General features: G+C 39.6%; 12 protein-coding genes. 4 read left to right on the top strand and 8 right to left on the bottom strand.

Annotated elements, in window-relative coordinates; all coding sequences use genetic code 11:
• Positions 1–17: 17 nt before the first annotated feature.
• The 6 genes from ACXZ1K_RS13280 to ACXZ1K_RS13255 all read right to left on the bottom strand — a co-directional run bounded on the left by ACXZ1K_RS13280 (position 18) and on the right by ACXZ1K_RS13255 (position 9,247).
• Complete coding sequence (locus tag ACXZ1K_RS13280; RefSeq protein ID WP_458970150.1) at positions 18–1,079, bottom strand: phytase; 1,062 nt, start codon at positions 1,077–1,079, stop codon at positions 18–20.
• A gap of 4 nt (positions 1,080–1,083) precedes the next feature.
• A complete protein-coding gene (locus ACXZ1K_RS13275) occupies positions 1,084–2,340 on the bottom strand; it encodes a right-handed parallel beta-helix repeat-containing protein (protein WP_458970149.1) in 1,257 nt (418 codons plus the stop codon).
• Between the two features lie 19 nt (positions 2,341–2,359).
• Positions 2,360–5,128 carry a TonB-dependent receptor gene (locus ACXZ1K_RS13270; RefSeq protein WP_458970148.1) on the bottom strand — a complete coding sequence of 923 codons (2,769 nt, stop codon included), beginning with the start codon at positions 5,126–5,128 and terminating at the stop codon, positions 2,360–2,362.
• 249 nt (positions 5,129–5,377) lie between these two features.
• A complete protein-coding gene (locus ACXZ1K_RS13265) occupies positions 5,378–6,976 on the bottom strand; it encodes a tetratricopeptide repeat protein (protein ID WP_458970147.1) in 1,599 nt (532 codons plus the stop codon).
• Positions 6,969–7,790 (bottom strand): universal stress protein, encoded by an 822-nt coding sequence (locus tag ACXZ1K_RS13260; RefSeq protein WP_458970146.1) that lies wholly within the window; start codon positions 7,788–7,790, stop codon positions 6,969–6,971. The genes ACXZ1K_RS13265 and ACXZ1K_RS13260 overlap by 8 nt, the downstream gene beginning before the upstream one ends.
• A gap of 41 nt (positions 7,791–7,831) precedes the next feature.
• Positions 7,832–9,247 (bottom strand): inorganic phosphate transporter, encoded by a 1,416-nt coding sequence (locus ACXZ1K_RS13255; protein ID WP_458970145.1) that lies wholly within the window; start codon positions 9,245–9,247, stop codon positions 7,832–7,834.
• A gap of 256 nt (positions 9,248–9,503) precedes the next feature.
• Here ACXZ1K_RS13255 and ACXZ1K_RS13250 point away from each other — a divergent pair, with 256 nt between their 5' ends.
• The 4 genes from ACXZ1K_RS13250 to ACXZ1K_RS13235 are packed head-to-tail and all read left to right on the top strand — an operon-like array spanning position 9,504 to position 12,941.
• A complete protein-coding gene (locus ACXZ1K_RS13250; RefSeq protein WP_458970144.1) occupies positions 9,504–10,682 on the top strand; it encodes a glycosyltransferase family 4 protein in 1,179 nt (392 codons plus the stop codon).
• Positions 10,683–11,597 carry a lysylphosphatidylglycerol synthase domain-containing protein gene (locus ACXZ1K_RS13245; protein ID WP_458970143.1) on the top strand — a complete coding sequence of 305 codons (915 nt, stop codon included), beginning with the start codon at positions 10,683–10,685 and terminating at the stop codon, positions 11,595–11,597.
• Between the two features lies 1 nt (position 11,598).
• The gene (locus tag ACXZ1K_RS13240; protein ID WP_458970142.1) at positions 11,599–12,759 is read left to right on the top strand and encodes a glycosyltransferase family 4 protein; all 1,161 of its coding nucleotides are present in this window, start codon (positions 11,599–11,601) and stop codon (positions 12,757–12,759) included.
• A 2-nt stretch (positions 12,760–12,761) separates the two neighbouring features.
• Positions 12,762–12,941 carry a hypothetical protein gene (locus ACXZ1K_RS13235; protein ID WP_458970141.1) on the top strand — a complete coding sequence of 60 codons (180 nt, stop codon included), beginning with the start codon at positions 12,762–12,764 and terminating at the stop codon, positions 12,939–12,941.
• Between the two features lie 182 nt (positions 12,942–13,123).
• On the opposite strand, the gene ACXZ1K_RS13230 is transcribed toward ACXZ1K_RS13235, so the two are convergent.
• Both ACXZ1K_RS13230 and ACXZ1K_RS13225 read right to left on the bottom strand, forming a co-directional pair.
• On the bottom strand, positions 13,124–14,083 hold the full coding sequence (locus tag ACXZ1K_RS13230) for an alpha/beta fold hydrolase (protein ID WP_458970140.1): 960 nt from the start codon (positions 14,081–14,083) through the stop codon (positions 13,124–13,126).
• A 35-nt stretch (positions 14,084–14,118) separates the two neighbouring features.
• A complete protein-coding gene (locus ACXZ1K_RS13225; protein ID WP_458970139.1) occupies positions 14,119–14,769 on the bottom strand; it encodes an alpha/beta fold hydrolase in 651 nt (216 codons plus the stop codon).
• Positions 14,770–14,772: the final 3 nt, after the last annotated feature.

Genomic DNA, 14,772 nt, shown 5'->3' with positions numbered 1-14,772 from the left:
TATAAGTAAAACTGTTATTAGTTTACTTTAAGTATTTTACCAGCCAGGTCTTCCCAACGGTAAAATTGAAATGTTTTGTTATCACTCATTGCTACAAATAGTCCATGCTTAAAATCATCATTTAATGGTTTTGAGTAAATATCAGAACCGTCACTTTGATTGGTTGATGTTTTTATAGAAGTGATCAGCTGGTGGTCATTCTTGTTTTTAACTCCTTCTCTGCTGTAAACTTTAAATTGATTTGCGCTTTGATCTGAAACAAGGATATAGCCTGTGGTATCTGTCGTTTTGTAGATGCTTATTCCTTCATGATCTTCTGTAAAACCTTCTTTTGCAAATACAGCTAGTTCCTGATTCCCTTTATTTGGATCTGCATAATATTTACGCACCCCGAATTGCTCATCTGAGTAATAAATGTATCCCAGCTCATTATCAACTGCAATAGATTCTATTTCTTTTTTTCCACTGTAATTTCCAAACTTGCGCTTTAAAGTTGCCTTTATCTGACCATTCCCATTGTCTTCAAGCAGATACTGCCATAAATAGGAGCCACTGGTGCCGGTCTTTCTGCCTACGATTGCATAAATATCACCCTTTGGATCAGTATACATAGCAATACCCATTAAGTCGCGGTGCATAACTGCAGTCTCGCCTTCAAATACAGGAATGCCACCATTATCAACAGGCTTCATATCAGGTAATGAAAATATCCTAAGTTTATGGGTCATCCGTTCAGTAGTTACGGCAATGTCGGTTTTGTTACCACCCAGCATTAGTCCATAAGCAATATCAACGTTGTTTGGTCTTTTCAAGCCCTTGACTGTTTTATCCGCGACTGACTTTCCTTTGAGATCAAATACATATAATGCTCCATTTTCATCTTTATCTGTGCCTATAACCAGGGATAAGGCGGGATTATTTGGATTTACCCAAATTGCCGGATCATCTGAATCAAACTGAACCGTATCCGTAGTATACAAAGGTTTAACGGCCAGTTCCTCGGCTGTTTTATTCGGACTACAGGCATTACTCAATAATAAAACGGCCGAAAATATAATGGTGATGTTTCTTTCAATCATGTTGTTATTGGTTTAATCCAAAAGCACCTATTGAGGTAGCTGGTTCTGGAGATTTATAAAGTATTCCGTTTAAAGTAAGTCCCGCAGCATGGTGACGGGTAAAGTTAACTTTACCGGCGTTCAGCGCAGGGGAACCTGCCATTAAATGAAAATCCCAGGTGGTATTGAAATCCGAATTATTTACTGGGGTAGCTACAGGATAATTTACAAACCTGGGATCGTTTGCCCCAGCAGTATTTCCCTTGATATCATTTGTCCCAGCGATGATTTCGCTGGTTGCCTGGAATTGATTTACGGTTGTTTGATCATAACCATAATATAAGTTATTGCTAAACTGAGAGCGTGCATCTTCTGGCTTTTTTGTATCTCTTTTGATGCCAAAGCGTGTGTTGGCAAAAAGATTATTGAATACGTCAGCACGCACGCCGGCCTCAACCCAAATTGAGCCACCTTTAGCCGTTGGTCTTCTCCAGCCGGTATTCACCATAGTATTATTGTAAACAATAATATAAGCTTGCGGAGTCTTGTCGCCCGAGTTAGAAAGTTTAAGTGCATTCGTGTTGGTACTGTAAATTAAATTATTGGAAACATCAGCCAGACATCCCGACTTCAAATTGATTGCTTCGCCACCGGTAAGTCCGGTTGTATAGAACTTATTGTCGTTGAAAATAATCTTTCCACCCTCTATATAAGTACAGTCTTCCTGCATGTTGCGGAAAATGCTATTGGTTACAACTAACTTCCCATTAATGTTGGCAAACCATAACCCAGGTAGGTTTTCTCCACTTACTGCTTTATAAAGGCCTTGTTTAACAGAGGTAGATGCGTCTGAAGTAGTAGAGCCACCATACTCAATAATGGTATGGTCTAGCAATAACTCCATACACGATGGTGCAGCGAGTATGCCGCCCCAAAGCTTTCCGAATTTGTGCGCGGCAGTTCTTAAAGATTCTGATACGGTAAATTTGACTGGAAATTCTGCGGTACCTTGCGAATAGAGATTGCCCTTTACGATAATCTCTGGCTTGGCTAACGTATCCATGATCACCGTTACGCCTTCTTCTATAGTAAGCGTTTTTCCAGCTGGAATAATGATGTCGCCCTTTATCAACTGTGTACTTCCTTTTTGCCAAACGCCCGATACTTCTCCCGTTACGGTACCGCTGCCTTCAAATAGATCTACGTAGCTATTGGCTTTTTTACAACCTGCTACAGTGAATAGCATCAATGATGCTGTGATTAAAATATGTCTTGTTTTCATGTTATTTGATAGTTAGATATTAAATTTTATAGCGTAAGCCCAATAAATAAGTCTGTTTATAGTAATCGGTGCGAATCAAAGTTTCGTTTCCGGTTACAGACTGACCCGAGATGCTGGTGTTGGCTGGATTGCTTCCTTTAATAAATAGTTTTGCGGGAGTATTCAGTAAATTCCCGGCTTTTGCGAAGACACTAAAACGCTTCCCAACTTTTTTCTCTGCGGATGCATCCATTTGCACAAACCCTTTTTGCCAAAGATCATTGTCTACGAACTGGGAAACGGTATTGATCCGTGGACCAGTGTATGAACCTGCTAATTGTACATCAAGGCCGTAAGCAGAATTTTTATACAATAAGGATAAGTTACCGATTTGTTCAGACTGACCAAATAATGGCCTCGTTTGTTCTACTGATATTTTTTGTGGGTTTCCGCTTGCATCCAATATTCTGGAATCCTTAGGTGTCGTAATTCTAGAGTGTGTGTAGGTGTAGTTTGCCTTTATACCAAAGCTGTTAATGAATTTGATGTAGTCAATTTCAAGTCCGTAGTTAGTGGCATTTCCAAAGTTGCCCGGCGTGTAGTAGGTGTCTTGGCCCCGCACAGCATCAGCCTGGTATATATATTCTATTGGGTTTTCAATCTTCTTATAAAATACACCTGCCATCAATTGGTCTGATCCTTTTGGGAAAAGCTCATAACGTACATCGAAGTTATCGGCGATTGCCCGTTTAAGATCCGGGTTGCCACGTTCTTTGTATTCTTCCTGTACAGCACCGCCTGGTACCAATTCATAGAAACCGGGGCGATTGACTGAGCGGAAGTATGACGCCCTAATGTGCTGATGAGCAGAAAGTTCATACTTTAGATTTAAACTTGGCAGGTAGTCAGTATATTTCTGATTGCCAGATGGACGAGTTTCTCCAGCTGGGAACAACATATTATAGCCTTGATCCGTATCTTCAATACGTAATCCGCCGGTTGCTTCGATCTTACCGTTAACGTATTTGAACATACCATATCCAGCAGCAATTTTCTCTGAAGCATCGTAGGTCAACGAGTTGTTTACGCCACCACCGGGGTTTTGCACAATCCAGACGATATCTGTGTAGTTTTGGAAATCAGTTCCATACAGTGCAGCAGTATTCGCCGGGGTTAGCGTATAATTGTTGTAAAAACTGCTGCGCTGTTTGTCTCGGTATAATCCACCCGCTGTAATATCTAATTTACTGTTTTTAAGTGCTATAGAATAAGTCAAATCCAGGTAGCCGACGATGTCTTCATCAGTATTGCGTTCCCACCTGCGACTTGTTCCGTTTGTTTTGACAACCGTTCTGCGATCTACGAAATTTTGACGTTTTCCACTTAACGATATCGTGGTATTGTCTGGCACATCATTTAATGCTGATGAATATACGGCAGACCATTGCAGTTTTAATTTTTCCGGGATTAAACCATGATCTCCATGTAATGTACTGCTATAGATTTGTTGTTCCGTTAGCCTGGATCTTGTAGAATAGCTTAGTTCCGCATTACCTAGAGTAGGAGCATAACCTGTAGAAAAATCTGTAGATACAGCATCTCGAGTTTGAATGCTTTTCAAATTACTATAAACATTGTAGAGACTAATTTTATGATCTGGACTGATTAGAAAATCTAATTTGGCATGCAGTCCGAAGCGGTTTTGTTGCTCTGAATATTTTCTGTCAGCAACGCTGGTTATAGTGGCGAACTTATTTGTTGCGTCAACTACTGAAGACGAGAAAAACGTACTATTACTTCCCCTGTAAGTTTCCTGATAGCTTCCTGCTAGTAATATGCCTAGTTTGTTATTTAAAAAGCGTTGGCCAATTGAAAGGCCCCCAACAATATTTGGAGAAGGTTTAGAGAATTTATAGTCAACTGTTCCTTTTGGAAAATCTGAGGGAGTTGCCTGATAAGTTCTTCCGTTTATCTCGTACGGCGAAAGGTAATTGATGTAAGCTGATTTGAAGCTTTGAAAATTTCTGTCGAAGAATAGCTGACTGTAACCTGTCGCCAGATTAGCATTTACCTGTAATGTAGAAGGGGCATCTTTCATGACCATGTTTACCACACCCCCAACTGCATCAGCTTCCATGTTTGGAGTTAGACTTTTATATACTTCTAACCTGTCTAAAAGTTCGGCAGGAAATATATCCAATGGGACATATCTGTACTTGCTATCCGGACTTGGAATTTTAACGCCATTTACCAAGGTATAGTTATAGCGTTTATCCATTCCTCTTAAAATAGCATACTGCCCGTCGCCGTTGCTGCTTCTCTCTACAGAAACACCAGAAACACGTTGGATCACATTAGCCACGGTAAGGTCAGGCGAGGTTTCAATAGCTCTTCCAGACACCACGTTCATCAGTTGCGGCGATTGTTGTTCAATCCTTCTTGCGGTTTTTTCAGAAGAACCATCCCCTTTGCTAGCAATCACAACTTCACTGAGGTCAGTAGTACCAGAATGAGATAGGTATACTTTTAGTGATGGATTGTCCTCATCCAAAACATCAATTTGTTTTGAAAAACTTTTGTAAGCAACATAGGATACCGTTAGTTCATACTTACCTTTTGTAGGATGTTTAAATTCAAAGGAACCATCTAAGCCTGTAAGAACGGAATTACCAGAAGTGCCAAGGGATACCGTAGCGCCAACCAAAGCTTCGCCTGTATTTTGGTCATAAACATAACCTTTTAAGCTTGCCGCACTCGCAGTTGATGCAGTGATAAATAAGCAAAAAAGAACTTGTAAAATTAATTTCATCTTTTAAAGAGTTTGTTTAATTGGGTTTGTTTTTTATTGTCTCACAAAGGTGCATTGGGCGAAACAATCTGCCTATTTTGGCGCGTAAACAAAATGTATACAGCGTTACGTTGCGTGTATACAAACCAGCTACAGCGTTAACATTATTTGATTAAATAACTCATTTACAGTAATTTATTGATAACAAAAAACGACATTACCATTCCGTTAGCGTTATGTTAAGGTATTATTAATGGATTTTCTGCGTGGCTATAAGGCTTGGATAAATGTGCTGAGGTTATCACCTTGCGGTATGTCCAGTTTCTTTCGTAATCGATATCTGGCTACTCTTAAACTGTCCTGAGAAATTCCGAAAAGTGTTGCCATATCTTTAGAGCTCAGGTTCATCTTAATCAGCGCAACAAGACGAATATCGTTTGCTGTTAAATCGTTGGAATGTGCCTTCAAATTGTCAAAAAAAGTTTGGTGAATCTGTTCGAAAATGGTTGAAAATTCTTTCCAGTGACTATCGTGGGTTATATTTTGATTAATCTTATGGACAATTTGCTGTATTTGCTTTTTCTGGTCCCTTTTATCATCCTGTAGTATACTGAGCATTTCTACCTTTAATTCATCTAAAAATTGATTACTCTGGATTACATGAAGCGTGTTGCTGGTCAGCTCCTTACTTTTTAATTCCAGCTCGGCCTTTATCGCACTTTTCTGACTTTCATAAAGCGATTGGTTCTGCTCGTTTAATTTTTTTTCGTTTAGCAGTTTTAAACGCTGCTTGCTTATGGTGACTAATGTTAATGAGATGAGTAAGATGATGATGAGGATGGTAGCAGCAATAATGTAGTGATTGGCGGTCTTTTCATTTTCAAACCTAACAATAGCATCATCCTTTTGCTGTATTTCAAATAAGGTCTGCAGGATAGCAAGTTGCTTATTATTGTCTTCCGTAAAGATTTTCAAAAAGATATTTCTTCCTAATTCGCTGTAATGATAGGCGCTGTCATACTGCTTCATCAAGTCGAAATTTTTAGACAGGTCTCGATATGCCGCGCTCAACTGATACTGATCATTCATTTTAGTCGCCATCGCTTTTGCTGTCCTGGTGAAACCAAGCGCTTCACTAAATTTCCCCGTTTTACGGTAAACATCACCGATGTTGTTTACGATTTCTGTTTGGGCAGCATCATTACCGTCTTTTCTGTTTAATGCGAGGGCCAATCGATAATATTTCAATGCAGAATCCATAGGCAGCTTATCTTCATAAATACTACCCATATTTTCGTAGATCTTTGCCAGCCCTGTCTTGTCGCCGGCTTTATGGTATTCCGCAAGCGCCATTCTTTGTAACTTCATAGAAGTAAGGTACTTACCATTTTTCTCGTAAGTTTGACCGATCAATCCATAGGAGCTGGCTATGCCATTGTGATCGCCCAGTTTGGTATAGATTTTTAAAGCATCCTGAAACGTCCTCAATGCCGCAGCATATTGTTTTCCATAGTAATAGGATTCACCAATCTTATTAAGGTTATTAGCAAGATTAGCCGTGTTTCCGCTATTTTTATAGATCTCGTTTGCCTTATAATAGTAGTTTATGGCTTGAGAGTAGGCGGCCTGATAATAGAACAGTTGGCCTAAATATTGGTAATGCTTTGCTGATAAAAGATGATCATTAGTCCGTATCGCCTCGTCAAGTTTACCTTTTATTTGGATGAATGCGCTATTTGGATTACTCTTTATTAATTTTTCTATCGCAGTATCATCGTCCTTTTGTCCGTAGCTTATTGATATCGTATTAACTAGAAAAAGGAAGACCAGGAAAGCGTATTTCAGTAAGTGTTTAAGCCCATTATTCATGCAATACCAATATTGCTTTCACCGACTTGTTCATCACTTGGTTAACCGTACTTGTGGTGAACATCCTGTATATAATATTGTGGTGATGTTTTACCAGGCAAAGAATATCGGTATGGTTTGAACGTATAAAATCCATAATGCCATTAGGAGCACTATTATCGTTTATATAATTGAAATCAATTCCAGTATTTGGAAACAAGTCTCTGATTGCTTTTTCTCCTGTTTGGATATGGCTTTTATCAGACTTTTCCGCAACATAAAGTACTTGCATTTTTTGAGAGACAGCACCTTTGAGCATCTCTTTCAACGCATTAACATCCTTTGCCGAAAGTGTGGTTTCATAATCTGTGGCGAGGGTGATGATGGGGAAACTTGGAAAATTGCTCTCTAAAGGTACAATAAGGGTCGGAATACGCATTTTGGTAACCATCATACTGGCATTGCTTCCAACTATACCAGTAATTCCGGTTGACCCGGTAATGCCCATGACCAAAAGCTCAACCTGATGTTCTTTAATGTAGTTTGAAACCACAGCCTTTAAGAATCCAACATCGCAAATGGTAGTCACCTTAATATCCGAGTAATTTCCTTTGTAGCTGATTTTTGCTGCCCATTCAGCTAAAGCCTCCCTTTTCTTTGCGTAATACTCCTCAATAAAAATTGCATTATAAGTGCTATTGTTTATGCCTTCAGTAGGGTGTATGGCATGAATGGCTACAACTTCCATGTTAAGCGTTCTGGCCAGGGCAAGCGCATAAGACATGGCATTTCCCGCACTGTTTGAAAAATCTGTTGCTACTAGGATCTGTTTCATTTTCTTTAATATAAGGATCGAATGAGATTTGCTTACTGTGGTTATATAAATAGATGAAAAAATACAAACAATATTGCCGCCAATGTGATGGATACCGGCAGCGTTAGCACCCAGGCTAAACCTATGCTTTTTAAAGTTCCATTGTTAAGATTCTTCTTGCCTCCTGATGCAACCATTGCACCAGCAATACCACTGGATAATACATGCGTTGTACTTACTGGAAGCCCCAATATGGTACTTAAGCCAATAGTTGATGCGGCTACAATTTCAGAAGTTGCGCCTTGCGCATAATTTAAGTGTTCATTACCTATCTTTTCACCTATAGTTACGGCTATTCTTTTCCATCCAATCATTGTCCCCAATCCTAAGGAAATCGAAATCAAAGCAATTACCCAGATAGGAGCGAACTCCACCACCTTGGAAAGTTCTTGGGTAACTTCAGTTAAAACAACTTTTTCATCTTTATTAAAATTCAAAGAATCATCAGACTTGATGTCTTTAATCAACACCACCAATCCTTCCAGCTCTTTTCTAAGTTTAAAGGTAGCTGTTTTATTCGTTTCGCTTTTCTTTAGCAAATGCGACTTTGTAGCGTCCACCGCGTTTTTGAAACTTATTATTTTAAGATGTGCAGGGCTATTTGATCTACCGTTTACGACAAGTTCGGCGCGATTCAGTTCTTCAAGAATCTTTTGATTGGAGATGGTATGGTTGACTGCAAATTTAGCTGGCAGAAATGCGATCAAGATCAACATTAATAAACCTACGCCCTTTTGTCCATCATTACTTCCATGAAAAAAGCTAACCAGTGTGCAGGTGGTGATCAACAAAGCCCTGATCAACAGCGGTGGTCTATCGTTCTCACCATGCGGAATGTGAAATAACGCATGATATTTAACTACATGTTTCAAAAAATACATCAGGAGCATTGCCAGGCCGAACCCGATAACTGGAGACAGTATAAGTGAAAGGCCGATTTCTTCTGCCTTGCCCCAATTTACACCCGCTCCGCCATAATACCAGGTAAAAGCTAGTCCTGCACCGATCATAGAACCAATCATAGTATGAGAACTGGAACAGGGTATACCCAAATACCAGGTACCCAGGTTCCACGCAATAGAAGCTAGAAGAACAGCCAATACAAAGCAAGCCCCGATGCCGATAGGTAAAGTCATCATTGCATCGAGCGGCACAAGCTTTAAGATACCCATTGCAACAGCAATACCACCAGTAAATACACCCAGGAAATTCCACACCCCCGACCATGGTATGGCAATGGCTGGTTTTAGCGCTTTGGTATAAATGACAGTGGCTACGGCGTTTGCAGTGTCGTGAAAACCATTAACAAATTCAAATCCAATTACTGCCAGAATACAAACAGCGAATACAATAAGCAAAGGGGTACTCAAGCCGACCTCGCCAAAAAAGGGGATAACAGTACAGAGTGACAACAACATAGATGTTTTTAGAAAATCCCACAGACGTGTTTCATCTGGTTGACCAAATAACCTCAAATAGTGTTGGCTTAACGTTTTTTTAACATTACCAAATTGTTATGAAAAATTGGTGGTTATAATTCCTGATTTATCGCTTAATTCCAGCTAGAACAAGAAATCGTTAACGTTATATTAAATGATCGATTGGTGTCGGATATGCGCTCCATTGTAGGTTAAATTTGAATTTAAACATTGAAAAGAATTAGTTTAACCATTCATGAAAAGAATCAAAGTAGCCTTTTTTGCCGAAATTCTAACTGCCGATTTTGATGGAGCTTCTCGTACGATGTTCCAGTTAATTACCAGAATTGATAAAACGAAGTTTGACTTTCTTTTTATCTGTGGTGTGGGGCCGGAGTACATTATGGGATTTCCAACTTTTAAGGTACCTGTAATTAACCTTCCTTTAAATACGAATTATACCATGGCCTTGCCCGTGCTAGCCAAGAAGCGTTTAAAGAGGAGAATTAAAGATTTTGACCCAGAAGTAATTCATATCGCAACACCATCTCTACTCGGCGCTTTCGCACTTAAATATGCAAACACAAGAAACCTTCCCGTCATTTCCATTTATCATACCCATTTTATCTCTTACATCGATTATTATTTTAAACACGCTCCCTTTTTAATCGGTAGGGTAAAGCAAACCATTGCAGGAACACAAAAAGCATTTTATAACCATTGCGACAGGTTATATGTGCCTGCGGAAAGCATAAGCGCATCACTCCAGGAAATGGGTGTCGAGCATCAACGCATAACCATCTGGAAGAGAGGTGTTGATAATCATCTTTTTTCTCCCGACCACCGAGATACTAAATTGATTGAAAAACTAACAGGCAATACCAACCCTACAATCATATTCGCCAGCAGGCTGGTTTGGGAAAAGAATATTGAAACGCTTTTCAGAATTTACGATCGAATAGAACATTCTGATTTACAAGTAAATTTTATGATTGCGGGAGATGGAATTGGCATCAAAGCTTGCAAGGATAGAATGAAGAATGCAATATTCACAGGCAAGGTAAGTCATGAAACACTATCAGTCTTATATGCAAGTTCAAGCCTGTTCTTGTTTACTTCAGTTTCAGAAACTTACGGGAATGTGGTGTTAGAAGCAATGGCATCTGGCTTACCATGTGTTATAGCCGATGGTGGTGGTTCTGCAGATTTTATTCAGCAAGGCGAAAACGGCTTCAAATGTGATCCTTTTGATGAGGAAGATTACTTCAATAGAATTTCAGAGTTGCTTTCCAACGACCTTTTAAGAAACCGGTTCATAGACCGTGGTTTGCACTATAGTAAACAATTAAGTTGGAGCCAACTGGCTGATTTCTATTTCAAGGATTTGGAAAAACTAAGTACGGGCATTGCAATGTCACCCGGAATCGGCCAATAAATGAAAAAAGTAATCATTGTTGTACTAACAGTCTGTATCGTCCTTTCGCTATTTGCATTTGTGCGGGCAACTGATCTGCATAAAGTGATGGATGCTATTGGCAGAGTTGGCTATAAATTTGCCTTTTTATTGCTAATCACTTTTACCGCCTATCTTTTCGCCACCATGAGCTGGAAATACACCATGGGCAGTGACTTTGCAAAAGTACCCATCTGGAGACTTTTTCTAATCAGACATATTGGTGAGACTGTAAGTTTATTTAATCCGGCAAGTATCATTGGTGGTGATGCGGTGAAAGGAATCATGCTGGCAGATTATGGAGTGTCCAGAAAAAGTGTGGTCTTTTCTGTATTCTTATCAAGATTGCTGCTTATTGTAACCCAATTACTCATTTTTATTTTTGCATTGTTGTTACTATGGCTTCAAAACCCGCTATTCCTAAATAGTCCTGACAGCAATTCATCAGCGTCTGGATTGTTGCCGCTAATTAGTTTAAAATGGAAAACTTTACGTTCAAAACTCAGCCTGCTGTTAAAAGACTTACCCGATATTCTAAAAGAAAACAAGCAGATGTTGCTCATCTCTAGTATTTTCGCATTGCTCCATTGGTTATTTGGTTCATTTGAGTTTTACTTTATCTTAAAATTTCTGGGTATTAAGGTTAGCATAATCCAGGCTTTGATCGTAGATATGGGCGTGATTTTTTTCAAGGCCGCCGGGGCATTTATTCCCGGGCAATTGGGAGTGGAGGAATATGGTAATAAGGTAATGCTGCTCACCATAGGCATTCCTGGTGCGGAAATTTGGATTACCGCATCTATCCTAAGGCGAGCCAGGCAGATAGTTTGGGTGGCCTTTGGAGTTGCCGTGTATTTTTTGGTGTTCCATAAGCGTAAAGCCATTCTGCAAATCTAATATGGAGATCTTATTTGTTAGCCATAAATATCCCCCAGCAACAGGAGGGATGGAAAAGCAAAGTTATGAGTTGATAAATGGTATGAAGACGCTGACTAAAGTCCACCATATCCTCTACGACAATCAGGAAAGCAGAGTGACGTTTTTTACGCTACTCGGGAGAAGAATTAGAGCTGCAATAAAGGAAAATCCTAAAATATCAATTATTCATTTTAACGACGGATTAATCGCTGCCTTCAGTCTATTTCATTTCGGTTACCCACACTTAAAAAAAACCATGACCTTGCATGGCTTGGATGTTGTTTTTCCAGGGATTATCTACCAGAAAATTATCATTCCAAAATTTAACAATTTTGATCTCCTATTTGCGGTAAGCAGGGCAACCGCAAATGCCTGTGTGGAGCGGGGCATTGATAGCCAGAAAATAGTAGTGGTAAATAATGGCGTATCTAATAATCAAGGCAATACGCTCAACAACTTTAGTGTGGCTAATTTCCTGCTAGACCAATATCAACTCAATATAACTGGAAAGAAGTTATTGATAGCAATGGGCCGCCCTGTTAAACGTAAGGGCTTTTCCTGGTTTGTTAAAAACGTGATGCCGGTGATCGACAAAAATTACATCTTATTAATCATTGGACCTATCAAAAAAAACAATGCTGTCGTTAATCGGCTGAACTATCTATTGCCTCCGTTCGTAAAGAAAAGAATCGATTTATTTCTTGGTGCGCCTAGCGACGAAGCGGACTTAGAAAAATTAATCATAAAAGCTGACCGAAGGAATGTGGTTAGACTAGGTAAATTACCCGTTGATCAAATAAATGCCATACTCAAATCAGCTGTGGCTTTTTTGATGCCTAACATTGAAGTAGCAGGAGACATGGAGGGTTTTGGTTTGGTATGCGTTGAAGCCGCTTTGCAGGGTACGCTCGTTTTAGCTGCTGCAAGTGGTGGCATCACCGATGCGATAAATCATGGTAAGAATGGGATATTAATGCCACCCGGGCACATATCCAGTTGGATCCGGCACCTCCATCTGCTTGCTGAAGGTAATCAAGAATCTCAGCAACTGCTACCTCAAGACATTATTAACTACACCAGCAACCGCTTTAGCTGGGAAAAAATGTGCAAAGCATATCTAGATCACTTTTCAGATCTTTAAAGATGGATATTTTTATAATTTTCAGGGTAGATGACAAGGTGTCGCTGGAAAGCTTCGAGTTGCAACAGGTTTGGCTTCTGGGCATGCCTGTAGAAGGCCCGTCAACCTCCCGTATAACTACTGTACTTGACTCAGGTTATCTACACCTTCTGTTCAGGTTCTCTACAGGTTTGGTTCACTAAAACCTGAACATAACCTGAACATAACCTGAAGAAGACCTGAAGATAACCTGAACCAAACAGAGGGGATACCCTGATGTTGTGCGGGATTTATAGGGCGTTACCAGCAACACTGCCCGAGTGCTTCGTGGTGGTTGATTCCACTTTTAAGGGGAATACTCCGCTTTATTAAGTTGTAATTGTAATTATCTCGCTAAAAAGGAGTTGATCAATTCGAATTCTGCTTCCGGTTCTTCCACTTGAGGGTTGTGACCAGATTTTTCGAACATAACAAATTGTGCCTGAGGGCAATATTCTTTATACTTAACCATCATCCATGGTGTAGCTACCCTGTCATATCGTCCGCCAACAATTAATATAGGCATTTTTAAATCCTTAAGCTGTGTCCTAAAATCGAAGGTTCCAATATCACTGCCAACATAAAAATCGCCATCACGACCTACCATTTGATAATAAAGTTTACTGTTAAAACTATTCGGGTAAGGCTTTCTACCTCTGGAAACAAATTTGTCGGGATTGTAGGCATATAAAAAGCCATAAGGAACTCTTCCGTATATATCCTGATGCGCTGCGTCACTGGAAACTGCCCCTTTTTCCCTTAGTTTCATCAGATCAGCCCATACTTCAGGGTAATTGGTTTTAATCTCATGATTGGAATTGTCATCATTTTCCTGCCACATGACGTAGCTGTGAAAGGTATTGGCCAGAATCAGGTGACTCACATTTTGGGGATATTTAATAGCATAGCCCTGTGCAACTAATCCGCCGTAAGAGTGACCCAAAATAGAGATTTTCTGAAGTTTCATGGCAACTCGTAAACCTTCCAAATCATCTATATCCCTTTGTAATGAATATTCAGAAACAACTTTAGCGGTATCTGATTTACCGCGACCAAAGCCATCAAAAAAAATCAACTGATGTCCGCTATCTGCCAGAGGATCAAAACTCCTTAAACCTGGATGCGCACCACCCGGACCACCGGCAATAAAGAATACAGGATCTCCTGTACCAACTGTTACGACCCACAATTTAGCATTGTTCACTTTGATATATTTTCCATCTGTTGAACTATCTATAACCTGACGCTGCGCAAATGCCTGACCGGCAATTATTATTGCAAAAACAATTAATAAGGTTTTTTTCATTGGAAAGTTTGGTTTTTTTAACAGATTTAAAATCATTAGGAAAGATAGCTCGAAATTATTTCGGTTATTTCATCCCCATTTGCGTAGACCATAAAATGGCCACCACCATTTATTACAATATCGGGTTTATTATACTTAATTGGTAGAACGGTGTCTGCATTGCCATGAATATGCGTCACATTTGCTGGGCGTTCTAAATTTCGCCATTCTAAAATACAGTTTAAGGCCCATTTGATAAACTTTGGATCACTATCTACAATCAGTTGTTTTAGAAGTTTCAATTCATCCTGTGTTTTAGCACCCATGAATTTTAAACCAAGACCATTTGTAGTTTTGATGGCAGAAAACGGAACTAACTTTTGTAGACGAAGCTGCCCTGCAAATTTATAATACCAAGGCAGTTCTCTATATATCGGTGTACTGGAAATTAAAAAAGTATGTAGGGGTTTTAACTGCTTTGTGATTTCTGTAGCAATCATACCACCAAACGACAAACCAACCAAATAGAAGGGAACAGACTGGTCAATACCTTTTGACAAACGGTTAGCGTACGACTCTAGTGACTCATTTTTCTCGGGTTCAATCCAGTTCAAGTGTATTACTTCATAACGTTTTGGTAATACTAATTTCCGGAAAGCACGACTATCAGCACCTAAACCACTGATAAAATAAATCCTGGCAGACACAAA

The organism is Pedobacter jaeyakensis (assembly GCF_054461315.1).
This window is presented reverse-complemented; position numbering and strand designations above follow the sequence as displayed.